This is a genomic window from Pantoea sp. FN0305 (genome assembly GCF_050113845.1).
In the GTDB taxonomy this organism is placed as follows: domain Bacteria; phylum Pseudomonadota; class Gammaproteobacteria; order Enterobacterales; family Enterobacteriaceae; genus Mixta; species Mixta alhagi.
Map to the genome: position 1 here is coordinate 21,915 of NZ_JBNJSN010000001.1, position 20,109 is coordinate 42,023.

Below are 20,109 nucleotides of genomic sequence, written 5' to 3' on the forward strand. Positions count from 1 at the left end.
AACCGTTATTTTAATGGCTGACGCGTTAGAGAGGAAAAGGGCGCGGAGGTGCGCCCAAACGTTATTTAAAAGTCCCAGTCTTCATCTTCGGTATCCACCGCTTTGCCCATTACATATGAGGAGCCGGAGCCGGAAAAGAAATCGTGATTCTCATCAGCATTTGGTGACAGCGCGCTTAAAATCGCCGGGTTAACCTGGGTCATTTCTGCCGGGAACAGCGCCTCATAACCCAAATTCATTAGCGCCTTATTGGCGTTATAGTGCAGGAAGGCTTTGACCTCCTCCAGCCACGGCGTTTCGCCATATAACGCCTCGGTGTACGCCATCTCGTTGTCATACAGCGCCATCAGCAGCTCAACGGCAAACTGCTGCAGCGCATCACGACGCACCGGATCGGCTTTTTCCAGTGCTTTCTGATATTTATAGCCTATATAGTAACCATGCACCGCTTCATCACGAATAATCAGGCGGATAAGGTCGGCGGTATTCGTAAGCTTGCCACGGCTTGACCAGTACATCGGCAGCCAGAAACCGGAATAGAAAAGAAACGACTCAAGAAAGACGCTGGCGATTTTCTTTTTCAGCGGATCGTCGGCGCAGTAGTGCTGGTGGATCAGATCGGCTTTATTCTGCAACGGGCCGCAGCTTTCGCTCCAGCTATAGGCAGCATCCACTTCGTTAACCGGACAAAGCGTAGAGAAAATCGAGCTGTAAGAGCGCGCATGTACCGCTTCCATAAAGCTGATATTGGACATCACCGCCTCTTCGTGCGGCGTTAGCGCATCAACCATCAGCGCAGGCGCGCCGACGCTGTTTTGCAAGGTGTCCAGTAGCGTCAGGCCGGTAAAAACGCGGATAGTTAACTGCTGCTCTGTTTTGCTCAGGCTATTCCATGCCGGTAAGTCGTTAGAAAGCGGCACCTTCTCCGGCAGCCAGAAATTAGTGGTCAGGCGGTTCCAGACCTCCAAATCTTTCTCATCGTCGATGCGGTTCCAGTTTATCGCCTGGATGCGCTTAAGGTTTTGCATAACTCGATCCATCAATTCAGTTTATAGCGAGCAGGAAACGCAACCCTGCACCTCAGTGCCTTCCAGCGCCATCTGCCGCAGGCGAATGTAATAAAGGGTTTTGATCCCTTTCTTCCATGCGTAGATCTGAGCGCGGTTAATATCGCGCGTGGTGACGTTATCGCGGAAGAATAGCGTCAGCGACAGCCCCTGATCGACATGGCGGGTCGCTTCCGCATAGGTATCGATAATCGCCTCCGGGCCAATCTCATACGCATCCTGCCATTGCGCGAAATTCTCATTGGTCAGGAAGGGAGCCGGATAGTAAACGCGTCCGGTCTTGCCCTCCTTACGGATTTCGATGCGCGAGACGATAGGATGAATGCTCGACGTGGCGTGATTGATATAAGAGATCGATCCGGTTGGCGGAATCGCCTGCAGATTTTGGTTGTAGAGGCCGTCGCGCATCACCGCTTCCCGCAATGCTATCCAGTCCGCCTGGGTCGGCAGGGCGATGCCTGCCCCGGCAAACAGTTGGGCAATGCGCCCGGTACGTGGTAGCCAGGCCTGCTCAATGTAGCGGGTAAAATAGTCGCCGCTGGCGTAGCGCGACTGTTCAAAACCGGCAAAGCGCTGCTTTCTCTCTCGCGCCAGCTGGTTTGACGTGCGCAGCGCATGGTAAGTGATGCAGTAAAAATAGAGGTTGGTAAAATCCAGCGCCTCCGGCGAACCGTAAGCGATCCCTTCCCGCGCCAGATAACCGTGCAGGTTCATCTGTCCAAGGCCAATGGCATGTGATTGCGCGTTGCCATGCTCTATTGAAGGCACCGAGTGAATATGGCTCATATCGGATACGGCGCTCAGGCCGCGCACCGCGATCTCAACGGTACGCGCCAGATTGCCGGAATCCATCGTGTGGGCAATATTTAACGAGCCGAGATTACAGGAGATATCCTTCCCGATATGGCGATAGCTGAGATCGTCATGGTAGCTGGAAGGGCTATTCACCTGCAGGATCTCCGAGCAGAGATTGCTCATATTGATGCGGCCCTGCACCGGGTTGGCGCGGTTAACCGTATCCTCGAACATCAGATAGGGATAACCCGATTCGAACTGGATCTCCGCCAGCGTCTGGAAGAACTCGCGCGCATCGATAAAGGTTTTACGGATACGCTCGTCCACCAGCATCTCATCATATTTTTCGCTGACGCTGATGTCGGCAAACGCCTGGCCATACAGGCGCTCTACGTCATACGGCGAGAAAAGGGCCATGGGCTGATTCTCTTTCGCCAGACGGAAAGTAACATCCGGGATCACCACGCCGAGCGACAACGTTTTGATACGGATTTTCTCATCCGCATTTTCCCGTTTGGTATCAAGAAAGCGCAAAATATCGGGATGATGGGCGTGCAGATAAACTGCGCCTGCACCCTGGCGCGCCCCAAGCTGATTGGCGTAGGAAAAGGCGTCTTCCAGCATTTTCATTACCGGGATCACGCCGGAAGACTGATTTTCAATACGCTTAATCGGTGCGCCCGCTTCACGCAGGTTAGAGAGCAGGAAGGCCACACCGCCGCCGCGTTTTGACAGCTGCAGCGCGGAATTTACCGCGCGACCAATCGACTCCATATTGTCTTCGATACGCAATAAAAAGCAGGAGACCAGCTCGCCGCGCTGCTGCTTGCCGCAGTTAAGAAACGTTGGCGTTGCCGGCTGGAAGCGGCCGGAAAGCATCTCTTCCATCAGCGCCGTGGCTAATTTGCTGTCGCCCTGCGCCAGCGTCAGCGCCACCATACAGACGCGGTCGGGAAAATCTTCGAGGTAGCGTTTGCCGTCGAACGTCTTGAGCGCATAGCTGGTAAAAAATTTCCAGGCGCCTAAAAAGGTGTCAAAGCGAAAACCCCAACCCGCCGCCCGCTCAAACAGCTGGCAGACAAATTCAAAGGGATAAGCGTTCAACACGTCCGCTTCGTAGTAGCCTTCCGCTACCAGATACTGCAGCCGCGCCGTGAGCGAGTCGAAAGACACGCTGTTGGGGATCACCTGCTGCAGCCAGAACTGGCGCGCCGCCTCACGATCTTTATCAAACTGGATATTCCCCTGCTCATCATAAAGATTGAGCATGGCGTTCAGCGCATGATAATCGGGCGCTAGCTGTGGGCTGTCTGTTGTTGCCAAAATTGGGTCACTCCCGCTTTAACGTTGGCGATATCGTCAGGGGTTCCCATTAGCTCGAAGCGGTAAAGGTAGGGAACCTGACATTTTTGCGCAATGATGTCGCCGGCCAGGCAAAAGCCTGCGCCGAAGTTGCGGTTGCCTGCGGCAATCACGCCGCGCAACAGCCGACGATTGGCTGCATCATTAAGAAACTGAATAACCTGAGCGGGTACCGCGCCGCGCACGCTACCACCGCCGTAGCTGGGTACCACCAGAATAAAAGGCCGATCTACCTGCAGGCGTTGCGCTTTATCTAACGGAATGCGGCGCGACGGCAGGCCGAGCCGGGTAACGAACCGGTGGGTGTTTTCCGACTGGCTGGAGAAGTAGACCAGCATGCGATCACCCCAGCGCCCGCTGCGGCTGCGCCAGACGCATCAACTTATCGGGGCGGAAACCGCTCCAGTGTTCACCATCGACCATCACAACCGGTAGCTGACGGTAGCCCAACGCCTTCAGGTTCTCGATAGCGTCAGGCTCGTCGTCCAGATTAATCAACTGCCAGGTCAATCCCAGTTTATCCATCATGTTTTTGGTGGCGGTGCACTGCATACAGTTGTTTTTAGTGTAAATAGTAATGAGCATGATTCGTATTTCCTTTAGGCGTCCTGAAACCCTGTGCTACATTATGCGCCACACGACACGCCTGCCACGTGGTAATTACAAGGTGTTGTGTGGTCTTGATGATTTGAATACTAGATGTAGCGTTTTGGATTTTCAACCATGGAGATTTCAGGCCTAACGGCAAATCATGGCGCAGGGCGCGCCAGCGCTGGAAAAAATTTTCAGACAAAAAAATCCCCGCACGTGGCGGGGAGAGAATGCAGAGCGGGGTGATTAGCGACGAGAAGCCAGCAGCGCGCCGATAAAGATACCGATAGCAGCACCAACGCCTGCGCCGTGCCAGGGCTTATCATGAATCCAGGTATCAACCTGCTGGCCTGCGTCGCGCGCAGCCTGACGTACGCGGCTACGCCCATGAATTTTAGCGCGGGTCTCTTTCAGCAGCGCTTCTGCTTTGCTACGCGCCTCCTCAATATCCTCTTTGGTTTTGCTGCCGTAGGATTTGAGTAAATCGTCCAGCGCATCCGCCAGTACAGAAACGTCCTGATGCACGTCTAATTCGTCATTTTTTACCGTTTGTTTAGACATTTTTCCTCTCCCTTTGCTGAATAACGTAATACTTAGTGTAGACCATTCCCTGTAAGCGCAGCGCTAAAGGTCTCCGGCAGCGGACTTTCTGGATAATTCTGAATGTCCCTGGCTGCTGCGCTGATGTAAGGTTGCGAAGCTTTATAAGATTGAGAGGATCAAGCATGTATTTACGACCAGATGAGGTGGCACGCGTTCTGGAAAAAGCTGGCTTTGAAATGGATACCGTGACGCCGAAAACCTATGGCTACCGCCGTGGCGAAAACTATGTTTACGTCAACCGCGAAGCGCGCCTGGGGCGAACCGCACTGGTCATTCATCCGACGCTGAAAGAAAAAAGCCTGAATTATGCGGACCCGGCGTCAGATATCAAGACCTGCGATCACTACACGCGCTTCCCGATGTACCTTGTGGGTGATACTCAGGATCACTACGGCATTCCGCACGGTTTTAGCTCGCGCGCCGCGCTGGAACGCTATTTACAGAGTATGTTCGATTAACGTCTTTCCCACAGGGCGTTAAGCTATCGCGTTTGCTACGTTGCATTCTGCTGCATGGACAGGTATAAACTTTGCCACATTTAGAAGTTTAGACGTCCATACGGATAAGAAACCATGCAGTCAGAACAGCCGCAAGGCGGACAATTTAAACGCAGTATGAAAGCGCGCCATTTGGTGATGCTTTCCCTGGGCGGTGTGATTGGCACCGGTCTGTTTTTCAATACCGGCTATATCATTTCCACTACCGGTGCGGCAGGAACGCTACTGGCGTACCTGATCGGTGCGCTGGTGGTCTGGCTGGTGATGCAGTCGCTGGGCGAGTTGTCGGTGGCGATGCCGGAAACCGGTGCTTTCCACGTGTATGCTTCCCGCTACCTGAGTCCTGCTACCGGTTATACCGTCGCCTGGCTCTACTGGCTGACCTGGACCGTCGCGCTGGGTTCCAGCCTGACGGCGGCCGGCTTCTGTATGCAGTACTGGTTTCCACAAACGCCGGTCTGGCTCTGGTGCCTGGTTTTTTGTCTGGCGATCTTTCTGCTGAATGTCATTTCTACCCGCTTCTTCGCTGAAGGGGAGTTCTGGTTCTCGCTGATCAAAGTGATCACCATTCTGGCATTTATTGTTCTTGGCGGCGGCGCGGTATTTGGCCTGATCCCGCTAAAAGATGGCACGCCCGCGCCGTTTTTCCATAATCTCACCGCCTCCGGCTGGCTGCCGCACGGCGCGTTGCCGATCCTGATGACCATGGTGGCGGTTAACTTCGCCTTCTCCGGCACCGAGCTGATTGGCATTGCCGCCGGTGAAACGGAAAATCCGCAAAAAGTGCTGCCGCTGGCGATTCGCACTACCGTTGCGCGGCTGATTATTTTCTTTATCGGTACCGTACTGATTCTGGCGGCGCTGATCCCGATGGAGCAGGCGGGCATCGTGAAAAGCCCGTTTGTTCTGGTGTTTGAAAAGATTGGTCTCCCCTGGGCGGCGGATATTTTTAACTTTGTTATCCTGACGGCCATCCTCTCGGCGGCTAATTCCGGTCTCTATGCCTCAGGGCGCATGCTGTGGTCATTGTCTAATGAAGGCACGCTGCCGCGCTGTTTTTCGCGCCTGACGCGGCGGGGTATTCCGCTGGTAGCGATTAGCGCCAGTATGCTGGGCGGTCTGCTGGCGCTGTTCTCCAGCGTGGTGGCGGCCGATACCGTTTATGTGGCGCTTTCCGCTATCTCCGGCTTTGCCGTGGTAGCGGTCTGGCTCAGCATCTGCGCATCCCATTACGCTTTCCGGCGTCAATACCTGCGCGAAGGGCGACCGCTCTCCGGGCTGCAATTTCGCGCGCCCTGGTTTCCGCTGACGCCGATTCTGGGTTTTGCGCTCTGTCTGCTGGCCTGTGTCGGGCTGGCTTTCGATCCGGAACAGCGCATCGCGCTATGGTGTGGTTTGCCTTTTGTGGCGATCTGCTATGGTGCTTACTGGCTAACAAAACGTAACAAGCGGGAAAGCGCTAAGGAAACGGAACATGCTATTTGATCCCATTGCCGATCTTCTCCAGCGTCGCGATACGCTGATTCTGGATGGCGCGCTGGCAACGGAGCTGGAGGCGCGTGGATGCCAGCTGGCCGATGCGCTGTGGTCAGCCAAAGTGCTAATGGAAGATCCGCAGTTGATTTATCAGGTGCACTACGACTATTTTGCCGCCGGGGCGCAGTGCGCCATTACCGCCAGCTATCAGGCGACGCCGCAGGGCTTTGCCGCCCGCGGCCTGAGCGAGCTACAGTCACGCGAGCTGATTATCCGCAGCGCTGAGCTGGCGTTGCGTGCGCGCAACGACTACCTGGCGCAGCAATCGCAGGCGGCACCGCTGCTGGTGGCGGGATCGGTAGGGCCTTACGGCGCTTTCCTCGCCAACGGCGCGGAATATCGCGGCGACTATGCGTTGCCGCAAGAAGAGATGATGGCGTTTCATCGCCCGCGCGTCGAGGCGTTGGCCGGTTCCGGCATCGACCTGCTGGCCTGTGAAACGCTGCCTTCTTATGCCGAGCTTGAGGCGCTGGTGACGCTGCTGGCGGAATTCCCCACCATGCCTGCCTGGTTCTCGTTTACCCTGCGCGACAGTGAACATCTGTCCGACGGTACGCCGTTAACGGCGGTGTCAGCATTACTCAATGATTGTCCGCAGGCGGTGGCGCTGGGCATTAACTGCATCGCACTGGAAAAGGTGACGCCAGCGCTCGTTACGCTGCGCCGTTTAACGTCGAAGCCGCTACTGGTTTATCCCAATTCCGGCGAGCAGTACGATGCGGTCAGCAAAAGCTGGCACAGCGCCCCTGCGGGCTGTTCGTTGCAGGATAAGATGAGTGAATGGCTGCACGCAGGCGCGCAGATTATCGGCGGCTGCTGCCGTACCACGCCGCAGGATATCGCCGCGCTGGCGCGTGGCTGCCTCCATCAATAACGCTTTTTTCCCCTTCTGGTGCCTGGAAAGGAATTCGGGCACTAAGGAAAAGTGACGCGTTGCCGATTAAACTAGTACCAAACCGTAAAATTCAGGAAAGCGTATGAAACGCCTGTTACTGGCGCTGGCGGCGGCAACGCTGCTCAGCGGCTGCGCCACTATTGTCGGCTCGGAAACGCAAAGTGTGCGAATCGATTCGATTCCGCAGGGTGCAACCTTTGTCGTACAGGATGAAACCGGACGTGCGGTGGCGGAGGGGGTGACCCCAAAAACCGTGGTGCTGGAGAAGTCTAACGGCCGCTATTTCGGTAAGAAGAGCTATCTGGTGATGATGGAGCGTCCCGGTTACGTTCCGCTAACGCTGCCGTTAAGAGAGAAGGCGAACCTGTGGTATATCCTGGGTAATATTCCGTTGGGTGGCTTCCCTGGCTGGCTGCTGGTGGATCCGTTTTACGGCGGCATGTATAACATCGTCCCCGACCAGATCCAGCCGGTGATCAACCCGGTCGGCGCACGCGCCGGCTGATAAATCGCTAACGGTTGCAGCGTGCAGGTTTAACCCGCACGCTGCTTATCTTTTACTGGGCGGTGGGTTTTACCATCGCACCGGGATGGGTTTTATGCCTCTCCAGATACTGATGCTGGAAAATACACATGCGAATAGTGTTACGGTATTCACCATTAATAAAAAATTCGTGCCGCAGTACGCCTTCGATCTCAAAGCCCAGCTTGCTGTAAATATGGATCGCCTTTTCATTCTCCTGATCAACAATCAGGTAGAGTTTATACAGGTTCAGCACAGAAAAGCCGTAGTCCATTGCCAGCTTCGCCGCCTGACTCGCCAGCCCTTTGCCCTGGTGCAGGGGATCGATAATGATCTGGAACTCGGCGCGCCGATGCACATGATTGATCTCTACCAGCTCAACCAGTCCCACTTTTTCGCCGCCGTTTTCCACCACAAAGCGGCGCTCGCTCTGATCGTGAATATGTTTGTTATAGAGATCGGACAACTCAACAAACGCCTCGTACGGCTCCTCGAACCAGTAACGCATCACGCTGGCGTTGTTATCCAGCTGATGTACAAAGTGCAGATCCTCCCGCTCAAGCGGACGTAATTTCACGCTCATACCCACATCCTGGTAAAAAAGTTTTTTTATTTTAACGTCGCGGCACGGCGCTAAGAAGGCAGCCCGTTATCATTCAGGCTGCCGGATAGTCAGCACACGCCAAAGTCGCCATCTTCATGATAAGGATTAACCGAACTGGCTGGTATCTCGATCTCTTTTTTATCCGCATCGTCAAGGCGGGCGCACCAGAGCATTTCGCCTTCGACGCGCATTACCTGCATTTTGGGGCCGCCGGTTTTGGCCTGGACGAAATCATCTTTCTGAAACATGTTGTCCCTCCCTCATTCTTTGTTAGTTACATTTTTTCTGCCGCCCGTCAGGCCCGCTGCACGTGGGTTAGCCCTGCATGACAAGGCAATAGCGCCGCCGCCAACAGGCGATACGCAGCGGGTTAACTATACTGATAGTACATTTCAGTAAAACCGGAGGAAAAATGACGATTCATAAGAAGGGTCAGGCACACTGGGAAGGCGATCTAAAACGCGGTAAAGGCACAGTCTCTACTGAAAGCGGCGCGCTGAGCCAGCAACCGTACGGTTTTAATACCCGCTTTGAAGATCAACCGGGCACTAACCCGGAAGAGCTGATTGGCGCAGCGCATGCCGCGTGCTTCTCAATGGCGCTCTCGATGATGCTGGGTCAGGCAGGCCATACGCCGCAGAGTATTGATACCACGGCGGATGTTTCGCTGGATAAGCAGGGCGAAGGCTTTGCTATCACCAAAATTGCTCTCGACAGCCATATTAAGCTACCAGGAATTGATAACGCCGCCTTTGATGAAATCATCAATAAGGCCAAAGCGGGCTGCCCGGTTTCACAGGTGCTGAACGCCGAAATCACCCTGAACTACAAGCTGGAAAACTAATCCTTTTCCCTGGCCGCGCCTGTATCCGCAGGGCGGCTGTTTTACCCTGCCATCCTGCACCAATCCCTGCTGTTACCCACGTTCTTTGAGAGCAAAAGCGTGTAGTTTTACTCGTCATCAGCGCAGAGATCGCTATACTGCCCGCTTTAAATGCCGCAAGGGTAAGGAATCATCGCGATGATAAATAATGACGTACTGCGTAGCCTGCGCTACATGCTAAAGCTCAACAATAATGACATGGTCGCGATCCTGGCGCTGGCCGATATGGCGATTCCCGTTGAGCAGATGGCCAGCTATATGCTGAAAGAGGAAGAAGAGGGCTTTGTTGTGTGTCCCGACGTGCTGATGAGCGGCTTCCTGAACGGCCTGATTTATCATAAGCGCGGCAAAGATGAGAGTATGACGCCGCTGAAAGTTGATCGCCGCATAAATAACAACATTATTCTTAAAAAGCTGCGCATCGCCTTCGCGTTGAAAACTGACGATATTCTGGACATTCTCACTTCTCAGCAATTCCGTATCTCTATGCCGGAAATTACCGCCATGATGCGGGCGCCGGATCACAAAAACTACCGCGAATGCGGCGATCAGTTTCTGCGTTATTTCCTGCGCGGCTTAACCGCACGCCAGCGTCCGGCTTCAGACGCCCGGTAAAAAGCGGCTCCAGCCCAGTTTCTTAAGGTTTCCCCGGTGATGATCGGGGAACAACGTTTTCCCCTCACTAAATCCGCCTCTTTACCTTTTACTGTCACTCATCCGCTTCTCTCCAGACAATTCTGTAATACGCATTTACATCCGTAATGAAAATGATTAAATTTCTCATTCTCATTGTTGGCGGTGAAATGATTTTTTACGTATCCATTGGATCCGCTAAGCCGACAGGGATTGATATTGCGCCAGACATTTACTGGCTCAGGGAAAACTGCCTTAGCGTAGGCCTTATTCAGATTGAGAAAGCGCATACGGTCGGGCAAACGGAAAAATAAAAACTCTCGAAGGTAAAAAATGCGTCTGATTTCAGTTAATACCGGGGAAATCCGCCTTAGCGGAAACATGAAAGCCAAACGGACTATCACTTCTCTGGCCGCGTTGATCGCTATCGCGCTGCACGGCCACGCGGCGTATGCGGCTGTGCAGGAAGAGACGCTGGTGGTGGATGCCGCTGCCGAAAGCGAAGATAACCCAACGCAAAACGATTACAGCGTGCCGGTCACCCAGGCGGGCACCAAAATGACCTTAACCGCGCGTGATATTCCGCAATCGGTTAGCATTGTCAGCAAACAGCGCATGCAGGATCAGCAGATGCAGTCGCTGGGCGACGTATTAAAAAGCACCACCGGCGTATCGGAGAAAGTAGCCGATCTCGATCGCAAAACTTTCTATTCACGCGGGTTTATGATTGATAACTACCTGGTTGATGACATTCCAACCGTGTTTGAAGAGCGCTGGAACCTGAACGACGCCTCTTCCGATACCGCTATGTATGACCGTATCGAAGTAGTACGCGGCGCGACCGGCCTGATGAGCGGCACCGGCAACCCGTCAGCGTCGGTGAATATGATCCGTAAGCATGCCGACAGCCGTGAGTTTGTCGGCAATGTCTCCGCCAGCTACGGCAGCTGGGACAAACAGCGCTACGTGGTTGATCTCTCTGCGCCGTTAACCGAATCAGGCAACGTACGTGGACGCGTGGTGGCCGGTTATCAGGACAGAAACAGTTATATCGATAACTACAGCAACAACAGAAAATTCATTTATGGCGTGGTGGATGCGGATCTTACCGATTCCACCACCTTATCGGTGGGTTACGATTATCAGGAAGATAATGCCGACCGCCCAACCTGGGGCGGCTTACCGCGCTGGTATAGCGATGGCAGCCTGGTCAGCTACGATCGCAGCGACAATACCGCGCCTGACTGGGCCTATCGTAATACCGAATCCCGACGCGTATTCGCCACGCTGAAACAGCGCTTCGACAACGGCTGGCAGTTCACCCTGAACGGCACCCATGCGGAAACCAAACTCGACAGCAAGATGCTCTATCTTGATGGCTTCGTTGATAAAAACAGCGGACGTTTGGTCAGCCCTTACGCGAGTTATCCTGGCTATGACGATCTTGTCGGCGGCACCGGCTATAACACCGGTACGCGCAAAGTGCATGCGCTTGACGCTTTTACCAGCGGCCCTTATCAGCTGTTTGGCCGTCAGCATGAGCTGATGACGGGCATAAGCTACAGCCGTCAAAACAACCGCTATTACAATGCCTACGATAACCTCTCACCGGAGGAAGTCGGCGATTACAACAACTGGAACAGCGGTTTCTCTGAAACTAACTGGGGTGCGCTAAGCCTGGCGCAGGCTGATACGGTGCATCAGAAGTCAGCCTATCTGGCGACGCGCATTTCGCTGGCCGATCCGCTGAACCTGATTGTGGGCGCGCGCTATACCAAGTGGAGCACCAGCACGCTGACCCAGGAGCTGGCGAAGAATCGCGTTACGCCATATGCAGGCCTGGTGTATGACATCAATGATACCTGGTCCGCTTACGCCAGCTATACCTCGATCTTTAATCCGCAGACCAATCGCGATATTAACGGCAGCTATCTGAATCCGGTCACCGGCAAAAACTATGAAACCGGGATCAAAGCGGACTGGCTGAACAGCCGTCTGACCACCTCGCTGGCGCTGTTCCGCATTGAGCAGGATAACGTCGCGCAGACTACCAATCAGATAATCCCGAACACCGCCAACGAGCAGGCTTATTACGCCGCGCAGGGCACGGTCAGCAAAGGCATTGAGTTTGAGATTAACGGCGCGGTCACCGATAACCTGCAAATGACTTTCGGCGCAACGCGCTACGTGGCGGAAGATGGCGACGGCAAAGCCGTGAATCCGATGCTGCCGCGTACCAGCCTGAAGCTGTTTGCCGCTTACAATGTGCCAGCCTTAAGAGAGTTAACGCTGGGCGGCGGCGTTAACTGGCAGACGCATGTCTGGCAGGATGTTGCCGCGCCGCAGGGCAACGGTAACTGGCGGGCAGAGCAGGGCAGCTATGCGCTGGTGGATCTGTTTGGTCGCTACCAGTTCACCAAACAGTTCTCGGTGCAGGCGAACCTGAATAACCTGTTTGATAAATCCTACGATACCAGCGTAAGCCAGTATCAGGTTTACGGCGCGCCGCGTAACTTCTCCGTTACTGCCAACTATAACTTCTAACCCATACTGATGGCTTCGTACAGGAGCTATCGCTTTTCTGCCGCTCCTGAGCCAGGCCGATTCTGGCTCAGGAGCGGCTATTTATCCCTTCTGTGTTGCATCTCTCTACGCTGGCGGCAGCTCAACGTGCATACTTCGTTATCCGGCGAAGCATTCGCTCCGCGCCTGCGGCAAGCTGGCGTTTTCAATCAGAAGGAGCCGACCATGTTTGCCGTGATTTTTGAAGCCGAACCTTATCCATCCCAAAGACAGCGCTATCTTGATCTGGCAGCCGATCTTAAGCCGCGGCTCATGCATATCGATGGATTCATCGCTATCGAACGTTTTCAAAGCCTGACCCGGCCAGAGAGGATCTTATCTCTCTCCTGGTGGCGGGATGAGGAGGCGATTCTCGCCTGGCGGCGTCAGGAAGAACACCGGGCGGCGCAGCAGGCGGGGCGCGTTGATATTTTCAGCCATTACCGACTGCGGGTTGCGGCTGTAATGCGTGATTATGGTAAAAACGAGCGCGGGCAGGCGCCACAGCCGGAGAAGGAACCGCATAATGGAGCTTGATTTCGCCACGCTGCTGCTGGCTGGTACAACCTTTCTGTTAGCTGGTCTGGTTAAGGGCGTAACCGGTATGGGCCTGCCGACGGTAGCGATGGGCGTGCTGGGATCGTTGCTTTCTCCGGCCACTGCCGCCGCGATGCTGCTGTTACCTTCATTTGTCACCAATATTTTCCAGCTAAGCGGCGGCGGTCATTGCGGCGCGCTTATCCGGCGACTGTGGCCAATGCAGTTAGCGATCGTTAGCGCCACACTGTTGAGTTGCGGATGGCTGGCTAAAGGGCAGAGTGATTATACGCAACTGGCATTAGGCGTGGCGCTGATGGTTTATGCGCTCTGGACGCTGACCGGGCGCAGCCTTACCGTTTCGCCGCGCGGTGAATCTCTTTTTTCGCTGCCGGTGGGCATCATGACCGGTCTGTTGACCGGTGCTACCGGCGTTTTTGTTATGCCCGCCGTGCCCTGGCTACAGGCGCTGGGGCTGGAAAAAGATGAGCTGGTGCAGGCGCTGGGGATCTCTTTCACCAGTTCGACGCTGGCTCTGGCCGCCGGGCTATGGTGGCATGGGGCATTGCCCTCTGCCTCTCTGGGCATATCAGGATTAGCGGTGATCCCGGCGCTGATCGGGTTGTTTGCCGGGCAGCGTTTGCGTCGCTTTATTTCTCCGGCAGTGTTTAAACGCTATTTTTTGATTTGCCTGCTGGCGTTGGGGCTTGAGATGGTGGTTCGGATCCTCTGAAATTAATGTATCAGCTCGCGTCACGGTAAAAGGTGAAAACAATATGGCATTACGCAGCGAAAAGAGTACGGACACGCAGGATCTCTGTCAGCCGGAAGATCTGTTGGCAGCAACGGCGGCCATTATGGCAGATAAGTCGCGCGCCCGTATGCTGTGCGTATTGATGGATGGACGCGCCTGGACGGCAACGGAACTGAGCGCCGCGGCGGATATCTCCCCCTCAACGGCCAGCGCTCATCTGGCGAAACTCACCGCGCAACGGTTTGTGGTTTGCCTGGCACAGGGAAGGCATCGCTATTACCGTTTAAGCAGCGTGGCCGTGGCCGATCTGTTAGAAAGGTTGATGGAAATCTCCTGGAGCGGCCAGGCAGCGCCGCGTATTACCACGCCCGATTATCTGCGCCGTGCCCGAACCTGTTATGACCATCTGGCCGGTGAGGTGGCGGTTAACCTGTACCAGGGGCTAACCGAGCGCGGCTGGCTCAGGGTAGATGGCAACAGACTCACCGGGACAGGGAATAGAGAGCTGACAACATTGGGAGTGGCGATGCCGCCCTCTGGTTTGCGCCGAAAATTCAGCTGTGCCTGTCTGGACTGGAGCGAACGCCGTTACCATCTCGGCGGGGCGCTGGGCGCTGCCTTGCTCAGCTGGTTTGAACAGCAGCGCTGGATAGAAAAGGATGTTGGCAGCCGCTGCGTACATATCACTGCCAAAGGCGCAGCGGGCTTAAAGCGGCATTTCGGCGTTAATGCTGTTTAGCGCCGCAACTGCTGAGCGTTATGCTAACCTCGCCCCACGGTTACTTGCCTGCAAGCTGGCATCCATGATCCTGAATCTCTTCCGCTGAGACCCCAGTCGTCTGGGTTCCTGCACCAGCTAACAGGATGAAATCCCCCGGTCCCCGGTTTACCAGCGCCGCTCCCGTATATGCCAGGCTTCCTTTTTCCTGCGCCACTTTGTCTGCTATCGATTTAAAAAGATTTTTACTGCTCAGCTCATTCAGGGTTACTTTTCTGTAATAGTAAGAATAAGGCGGGATAGTTAACTTTTTATCAGACCAGTCGCTGTTTATTTTACCCGGCGCTATATTTGAAAGGATCTCATTTGCCGCGTTGGATAAACAAGATATATGAATGTGAAGCTGGTCCTGGCTGCGGGCGTTGCTGGGGTTTATGGCTAAAGAAATAAAACGTTCCTGAACAGGTTGACCAAGACGCTCTGTTAAGAAGGTTCTGGCCTGCCATGCGTCATAAAGGTAATTTTGCTGGTTATCCTGTTGTAATTTAACATCCTCAATGCCACTAATCTTATCAGTTGGCAACAGAAGGTATTGATATTTATCACTATCCACCTTGTAGATGACAATTTTTTCATTCATGTCCACCAGGCTACATGGCTGGTAAGTATCGTTATTAAGATAGCCCGGTACGCAATGCTCATTCACCTTATTCCATAAAGCATTTCTGTCAGCGTAGGCGGCATGGGCAGTGAGCAGTAACGTCATCAGCGAAATCGATAAAGATATTAAACGTTTCATTGATTATTCACCCTGTATTTACTGACGTTAAGGTGGTCAGGCGGAACTACTCGCCTGGAATAACCCACATTTAATAAATTAACAGTACGATATGGCAACTATTTTTTGATAGGGCAGGGCGGCTCATTAGCGCGATGGAGGGTTATTATCAAACGTTGCAGCAATACCGTTACTTTTTCAAACGCCACCCGGCGCTTTCACCAGGAAAGCGACCGGGACAGGCCAGAGGCCAGACACTGGTTAATGCGATAAACTTTGTGCCGCCTCCTTAATCAGGGCTGCCACCTTCTCCGGCTGTGATGCATAGATGGCATGGCTGCCCTTTATTTCAACAAGGGTACTGTGAGCCCGTTTAGCCATATAACGCTCCAGTTCAGGATTAATGGCCCGATCCTCGGTAGCAACAACCGCCCAGCTTGGTTTGGTTCGCCAGGCCGGCGAGCCTGCCGGGGCGCTGAAGGCCGCCGCTGCAGGCATAACCTGAGATCGCGCCATCATGTCGGTCTGTTTTTTAGGTAAGTCAGCGGTAAAATCTGCCTGAAAATTTTCCGGTTTCAGATAGAGAAAGTGATCCGCTGTTTCAGCGACGGACTTACTGGCTGGCGGAATTTTACCGGCCAGGCTCAGCAGCGTCTCTCCTGTATCCGGCTCGAAGGCGGCTACATAAACCAGGCCTGCAACCGCAGGATCATTTCCCGCATCGCTGATGGTCATTCCTCCATAGCTGTGTCCCACCAGCAGCGTTTTACCGTGCTGCTGAGCCAGAATGCGCCGGGTTGCAGCCACATCATCAGCCAGAGAGGTTTGCGGTTCCTGCACGATGGAAACCTTATAGCCAGCGTTATCAAGAATGGTGGCCACCGGCCCCCAGCTAGAGCCATCAGCAAAAGCGCCATGCACCAGAACCACATTTTTTACCTGCTCAGCCAAAGCGTTCTGCGCGGAGACAGAGAGAACAACACTTAATGCCAGAGCAGCATAGGTTTTCTTCATCATAATCTTCTTCCTTAATCGCCTGATTTTTGAAAAATGGTGGTGACAGCACTGGCCTGTTGATCAGGCTGTGCTGCAGAGTGGGCATTCAGCTGCCCGCATGTTTATCAGCACGTCATAAAATCTGCTCTGACCGCTGCGGCAATCCTGGCTTAGGGCCGCGTAGTTCCTGCCCTGGGGTGAAAGGGCAGGTGGCTCTCTCTTATGAACAGGGAGGACGCCTCAACTTCAACAAGGAGGAAAAAATGCAGAAAGCTGTCACAGCAACGATATTGTCGGTTAGCGAGTAAACTGCCCGATAAGCAGGGCAGCCGTCTCTGCTGAGGATGTTGGATTCTGGCCGGTAATCAGCAGGCCATCGCTGACCACATAAGAGCTCCAGTCTTCACCTTTAGAGTAAATACCGCCTTTAGCGATCAGCTCATCTTCAACCAGGAAAGGAACAACATTCGTCAGCCCTACCGCCTCTTCCTCACTATTGGTAAATCCTGTGACTTTTTTCCCTTCCACCAGCGGCCTGCCGGCAGGCGTTTTCACATGACGCAGCACGCCTGGCGCATGACAGACAAGGGCAACCGGCTTGTTTGCGGCGATAAATGATTCAATCAGAGCGATTGAATGAGCATCCTCCGCCAGATCCCACAGCGGGCCGTGGCCTCCCGGATAAAAAACGGTGTCGTAATCCGCTTGCGATACGCTGTCAAGACGGATCGTCCCGGCCAGTTGGGCGGTAGCGTCTGCATCGGCTTCAAAGCGGCGGGTGATTTCCGTCTGAAACATAGGCTCGTTGCTTTTTGGATCCAGCGGCGGGTTACCACCTTTTGGTGAGGCCAGAGTGATATCGGCACCGGCCTCTTTAAAGGCGTAGTAAGGCGCCGCCAGCTCTTCCAGCCAGAAACCTGTTTTACGTCCGGTATTGCCCAGTTGGTCATGTGAAGTCAGTACGATTAATACTTTCATGGTGTATCTCCTGATTTAGGATGGATAAGCTAACGTGTGTTAAGTAGACCGGTCGTCTTAAAAACTGACCTGAAAAAACGCCACGAAGGCGCTTTTTATCTGCCTGCCCGGGTTAAAGGGCAGGGTGAAGCAATTTCTGCGTGGCTGACAGGGCTGCATCAAACGGCTGTACATCACGCATAATTTTTACCATGACGCTGCTCCCGAGCCAGAGTTGATAGAGGCTTTGGGCCAGCTCTGCAGGATCGCCTTTTGTATCAAGCGAACCGTCAGCAAGACCTGCTTTTATCGCTCCCGCCAGATGCTGCGTAATGGCAGCAGTACCGCGCCTGAGCGATTCGCGCATCGCTTCCGATAAATCGGCAACCTCGGCACCAAGCTTGACCGCCAGACACTTTCCCTGACAATCTTCAAATGACTGGTTATTGCGCCACTGATGAAAATATTCCATTAACCGTTGCGCTGCCGTAAGGTCCTGTCGGGAAAAAAGCACGCTCATCTCCGACAAGTAGTCTTCAAAATAGTAGTCAAGCAACGCTTCACCAAAAGCTTCTTTTGAACTGAAATAGTTATAGAAAGAGCCTTTCGGGACAGAAGCCGCCGTCAGGATTTCATTCAATCCTACGGCAGAAAAACCTTTTGCGGCCATAATACGGTAGCCGGCATCAAGAATATTCTGTCGGGTTCCTGCATTTTTTTGTGCTGTGGTTTTGTTCATGAATTAACCTTAGACCTAATTAGACCGGTCGTCTACATAAATTTTACTTTTTTATTTTTAGCAGGCGAAAAGCTGGCACGCCAGCATGAGTATCAGGCATTCCGGCGCGTTCGGTCAGGCTTTGATTACCGTAACGCCTTTCGCGATAAAGGGCGACAGCAAATGCTCTGCGGTATTCTCTTCCACCACCATGGTATTAATCAGTGAAATATCGCCGATAACCCAGGCGGAAGCACTGTTCAATTTTTCCGGCGAGGCCAGCACGATGGTTTCCGCCGCCTTCTGTGAAAACGCGCGCTTGATGCATGACTCTTCATAGTCGCCGGTACTCAGTCCGGCATCGGCATGAATGCCGGTTACGCCCATAAAGAAAATATCCGCGCGCACGTTAGCGACATTTTCAATGGCTGCCGCGCCTACGGCAACCAGCGAATGTTTAAACAGCCGCCCGCCGATCATAATGACATCAATGAGCGGATGATCCGCCAGGCCAAGCGCAATGCTGGGGCTATGGGTAACCACGGTAATTTGCAGGCTGTGCGGTAAAAAAGTAATCAGCTCGGCGGTGGTGGTACCGCCGTCAATCATCACGACCTGCCCCGGCTCAATCAGCTCCGCTCCCCTTTTCGCAATAACACGCTTCGCATCCAGCCGCAGATTTTTACGTTCGGCAAAGGTTACGGTTGCGGCGGAGGCGGGCAGTGCCCCGCCGTGAACCCGCTGTAGCAGGCCTTCGGCAGAAAGCTCGCGTAAATCACGGCGGATGGTGTCCTCTGACACATTGAAGGCTTCGCTAAGATCTTTAGAGAGCACCTGTCCCTCAGCGGCGAGTTTTTGCAGGATAAGTTGTTTACGTTGCGACGTGAGCATCTGGCCTTTTTCCTGGTTGCACGAATTAACTTGAACATGCATATTTGTGCACGCTAATATGCCGATCTTACCGACGGAGGAGCAATTATGCCAGCTAAACATGCAGAAGTGCGCATTCTTGACAGCAAAATCTTATCGGATGACTGGTATTTACTGAAAAAATATACCTTTGAGCTACAGCGCCGTGACGGCGAGTGGCAGCGGCAAAGCCGTGAGGTTTACGACCGGGGCAACGGAGCGGTGATCCTGCTTTATAACCGCAGTAGGCAAACCGTTATTTTGACGCGTCAGTTTCGTTTTCCCGTTTACGTTAACGATCATCCCGGCCTGTTGCTGGAAGCGCCAGCAGGATTACTGGATAACCTCGATCCTGAAAAGCGTATTAAAGCCGAAGCGGAAGAAGAGACCGGTTATAAAGTTGAACAGGTGCAAAAGGTATTTGAAGCCTTTATGAGTCCAGGGTCGGTCACGGAAAAACTTTATTTCTTTATCGCCGAGTATAACGCCGGGCAGCTTTCCGGCGCAGGCGGCGGCATTAAAGAGGAGGGCGAAGATATTGAAGTGATCGAAATGAATTTTCAGCAGGCAATGAAAGCAATTGATAACGGTGAAATAACAGATGCCAAAACCATTATGTTACTCCAGTATCTTGCCCTGAAGGGCATCATGTGAGGTGAATATGGCTGCAGAATTAATCCTTATTGCCGGACCGTACCGTAGCGGCACGCAGGGCGATGAAACCCTGATCGCCAGGAATCTTCATCGGCTGGAAGCGGCAGCGTTGCAGGTTTATCAACGTGGGCATGTTCCTGTTATTGGCGAGTGGCTTGCGCTTCCTTTAGCCAAAGCGGCGGGTTCAGAATATCTGGGTGATGAAATTAGTGAATCAATGCTTTATCCGGTAGCTCACCGCTTAATTGCACAATGCGATGCGATATATCGTATTGAAGGAGAGTCAAAGGGGGCGGATAAAGATATTGAAGTAGCAGAACAACGGGGCTTAAAGATCTATCGCTCCCTTGCAGAAATAGAACCGGTATAAAAACGTGCGCTGTTACCAACAGATCTCTCAGCCCTGCGCCGGGAAGGTACGTTTTTAAAAAAGCCGGTCTGTCAGGAAAGACTTTTTTACCCGGCTACCATCAGCCTCTATTTCGGATACAAACAGGTTTTTTATTTAAAGAGGATGCCACGCATCCTCTTTTTCCG

The 20,109-nt window shown here is 53.5% G+C and carries 24 protein-coding genes; 12 read left to right on the forward strand and 12 right to left on the reverse strand.

Features of this window, described 5'->3' with window-relative positions:
- Window positions 1-65: 65 nt before the first annotated feature.
- The 5 genes from nrdF to ACQE3Y_RS00120 all read right to left on the reverse strand — a co-directional run bounded on the left by nrdF (window position 66) and on the right by ACQE3Y_RS00120 (window position 4,376).
- Window positions 66-1,028, reverse strand: a complete 963-nt coding sequence (gene nrdF, locus ACQE3Y_RS00100; RefSeq protein ID WP_426971522.1) for a class 1b ribonucleoside-diphosphate reductase subunit beta — start codon at window positions 1,026-1,028, stop codon at window positions 66-68.
- Window positions 1,029-1,049: 21 nt separating this feature from the next.
- The gene (nrdE, locus tag ACQE3Y_RS00105) at window positions 1,050-3,185 is read right to left on the reverse strand and encodes a class 1b ribonucleoside-diphosphate reductase subunit alpha (RefSeq protein WP_426980614.1); all 2,136 of its coding nucleotides are present in this window, start codon (window positions 3,183-3,185) and stop codon (window positions 1,050-1,052) included.
- A complete protein-coding gene (gene nrdI / locus ACQE3Y_RS00110; RefSeq protein WP_426971525.1) occupies window positions 3,158-3,562 on the reverse strand; it encodes a class Ib ribonucleoside-diphosphate reductase assembly flavoprotein NrdI in 405 nt (134 codons plus the stop codon). Before nrdI ends, nrdE begins: the two co-directional genes overlap by 28 nt.
- A gap of 4 nt (window positions 3,563-3,566) precedes the next feature.
- Window positions 3,567-3,809: a glutaredoxin-like protein NrdH gene (nrdH, locus tag ACQE3Y_RS00115; protein WP_426971527.1), complete on the reverse strand. Its 243-nt coding sequence runs from the start codon at window positions 3,807-3,809 to the stop codon at window positions 3,567-3,569.
- Window positions 3,810-4,061: 252 nt separating this feature from the next.
- Window positions 4,062-4,376 carry a DUF883 family protein gene (locus ACQE3Y_RS00120; protein WP_085070566.1) on the reverse strand — a complete coding sequence of 105 codons (315 nt, stop codon included), beginning with the start codon at window positions 4,374-4,376 and terminating at the stop codon, window positions 4,062-4,064.
- A gap of 164 nt (window positions 4,377-4,540) precedes the next feature.
- Here ACQE3Y_RS00120 and ACQE3Y_RS00125 point away from each other — a divergent pair, with 164 nt between their 5' ends.
- From ACQE3Y_RS00125 to ACQE3Y_RS00140, 4 genes are all read left to right on the forward strand, one after another.
- Window positions 4,541-4,876 carry a DUF2002 family protein gene (locus tag ACQE3Y_RS00125; protein WP_085070567.1) on the forward strand — a complete coding sequence of 112 codons (336 nt, stop codon included), beginning with the start codon at window positions 4,541-4,543 and terminating at the stop codon, window positions 4,874-4,876.
- A gap of 114 nt (window positions 4,877-4,990) precedes the next feature.
- Entirely contained in the window at window positions 4,991-6,400 is a 1,410-nt protein-coding gene (mmuP, locus tag ACQE3Y_RS00130) for an S-methylmethionine permease (RefSeq protein WP_085070568.1), read from the forward strand.
- The gene (gene mmuM, locus ACQE3Y_RS00135; protein WP_426980615.1) at window positions 6,390-7,325 is read left to right on the forward strand and encodes a homocysteine S-methyltransferase; all 936 of its coding nucleotides are present in this window, start codon (window positions 6,390-6,392) and stop codon (window positions 7,323-7,325) included. Before mmuP ends, mmuM begins: the two co-directional genes overlap by 11 nt.
- Window positions 7,326-7,428: 103 nt before the next feature.
- Window positions 7,429-7,851: a hypothetical protein gene (locus ACQE3Y_RS00140; protein ID WP_426971529.1), complete on the forward strand. Its 423-nt coding sequence runs from the start codon at window positions 7,429-7,431 to the stop codon at window positions 7,849-7,851.
- A gap of 52 nt (window positions 7,852-7,903) precedes the next feature.
- On the opposite strand, the gene speG is transcribed toward ACQE3Y_RS00140, so the two are convergent.
- Both speG and ACQE3Y_RS00150 read right to left on the reverse strand, forming a co-directional pair.
- The gene (gene speG, locus ACQE3Y_RS00145; protein ID WP_085070574.1) at window positions 7,904-8,452 is read right to left on the reverse strand and encodes a spermidine N1-acetyltransferase; all 549 of its coding nucleotides are present in this window, start codon (window positions 8,450-8,452) and stop codon (window positions 7,904-7,906) included.
- 89 nt (window positions 8,453-8,541) lie between these two features.
- Entirely contained in the window at window positions 8,542-8,721 is a 180-nt protein-coding gene (locus tag ACQE3Y_RS00150; protein ID WP_426971530.1) for a DUF2158 domain-containing protein, read from the reverse strand.
- A gap of 164 nt (window positions 8,722-8,885) precedes the next feature.
- Here ACQE3Y_RS00150 and ACQE3Y_RS00155 point away from each other — a divergent pair, with 164 nt between their 5' ends.
- The 6 genes from ACQE3Y_RS00155 (at window position 8,886) to ACQE3Y_RS00180 (ending at window position 14,581) form a co-directional block, all read left to right on the forward strand.
- On the forward strand, window positions 8,886-9,317 hold the full coding sequence (locus tag ACQE3Y_RS00155) for an OsmC family protein (protein WP_250650686.1): 432 nt from the start codon (window positions 8,886-8,888) through the stop codon (window positions 9,315-9,317).
- A gap of 177 nt (window positions 9,318-9,494) precedes the next feature.
- On the forward strand, window positions 9,495-9,971 hold the full coding sequence (locus tag ACQE3Y_RS00160; protein ID WP_426971531.1) for a DUF1456 family protein: 477 nt from the start codon (window positions 9,495-9,497) through the stop codon (window positions 9,969-9,971).
- 399 nt (window positions 9,972-10,370) lie between these two features.
- Window positions 10,371-12,533 carry a ferric-rhodotorulic acid/ferric-coprogen receptor FhuE gene (gene fhuE, locus ACQE3Y_RS00165; protein WP_426980922.1) on the forward strand — a complete coding sequence of 721 codons (2,163 nt, stop codon included), beginning with the start codon at window positions 10,371-10,373 and terminating at the stop codon, window positions 12,531-12,533.
- A gap of 204 nt (window positions 12,534-12,737) precedes the next feature.
- Window positions 12,738-13,088: an antibiotic biosynthesis monooxygenase family protein gene (locus ACQE3Y_RS00170; protein ID WP_426980616.1), complete on the forward strand. Its 351-nt coding sequence runs from the start codon at window positions 12,738-12,740 to the stop codon at window positions 13,086-13,088.
- On the forward strand, window positions 13,078-13,821 hold the full coding sequence (locus ACQE3Y_RS00175; RefSeq protein WP_426971534.1) for a sulfite exporter TauE/SafE family protein: 744 nt from the start codon (window positions 13,078-13,080) through the stop codon (window positions 13,819-13,821). Before ACQE3Y_RS00170 ends, ACQE3Y_RS00175 begins: the two co-directional genes overlap by 11 nt.
- A 43-nt stretch (window positions 13,822-13,864) precedes the next feature.
- The gene (locus tag ACQE3Y_RS00180; protein ID WP_426980617.1) at window positions 13,865-14,581 is read left to right on the forward strand and encodes an ArsR/SmtB family transcription factor; all 717 of its coding nucleotides are present in this window, start codon (window positions 13,865-13,867) and stop codon (window positions 14,579-14,581) included.
- A 40-nt stretch (window positions 14,582-14,621) separates the two neighbouring features.
- On the opposite strand, the gene ACQE3Y_RS00185 is transcribed toward ACQE3Y_RS00180, so the two are convergent.
- The 5 genes from ACQE3Y_RS00185 to ACQE3Y_RS00205 all read right to left on the reverse strand — a co-directional run bounded on the left by ACQE3Y_RS00185 (window position 14,622) and on the right by ACQE3Y_RS00205 (window position 18,900).
- Window positions 14,622-15,359 (reverse strand): CDP-diacylglycerol diphosphatase, encoded by a 738-nt coding sequence (locus ACQE3Y_RS00185; protein ID WP_426971536.1) that lies wholly within the window; start codon window positions 15,357-15,359, stop codon window positions 14,622-14,624.
- Window positions 15,360-15,599: 240 nt separating this feature from the next.
- Entirely contained in the window at window positions 15,600-16,355 is a 756-nt protein-coding gene (locus tag ACQE3Y_RS00190; RefSeq protein WP_426980619.1) for an alpha/beta fold hydrolase, read from the reverse strand.
- Window positions 16,356-16,631: 276 nt separating this feature from the next.
- Complete coding sequence (locus ACQE3Y_RS00195) at window positions 16,632-17,312, reverse strand: type 1 glutamine amidotransferase domain-containing protein (protein ID WP_426980620.1); 681 nt, start codon at window positions 17,310-17,312, stop codon at window positions 16,632-16,634.
- Window positions 17,313-17,424: 112 nt separating this feature from the next.
- Window positions 17,425-18,030, reverse strand: coding sequence for a TetR/AcrR family transcriptional regulator (locus tag ACQE3Y_RS00200; RefSeq protein WP_426971537.1), 606 nt, complete (start codon window positions 18,028-18,030; stop codon window positions 17,425-17,427).
- A gap of 114 nt (window positions 18,031-18,144) precedes the next feature.
- Complete coding sequence (locus ACQE3Y_RS00205; protein WP_426971538.1) at window positions 18,145-18,900, reverse strand: DeoR/GlpR family DNA-binding transcription regulator; 756 nt, start codon at window positions 18,898-18,900, stop codon at window positions 18,145-18,147.
- 87 nt (window positions 18,901-18,987) lie between these two features.
- Between ACQE3Y_RS00205 and ACQE3Y_RS00210 the strand changes: the two genes are divergently transcribed.
- Both ACQE3Y_RS00210 and ACQE3Y_RS00215 read left to right on the forward strand, forming a co-directional pair.
- Window positions 18,988-19,572, forward strand: a complete 585-nt coding sequence (locus ACQE3Y_RS00210) for an NUDIX domain-containing protein (protein WP_426980621.1) — start codon at window positions 18,988-18,990, stop codon at window positions 19,570-19,572.
- Window positions 19,573-19,579: 7 nt separating this feature from the next.
- Window positions 19,580-19,942, forward strand: a complete 363-nt coding sequence (locus ACQE3Y_RS00215) for an NUDIX hydrolase (RefSeq protein ID WP_426971540.1) — start codon at window positions 19,580-19,582, stop codon at window positions 19,940-19,942.
- The last annotated feature ends 167 nt before the right edge of the window (window positions 19,943-20,109 follow it).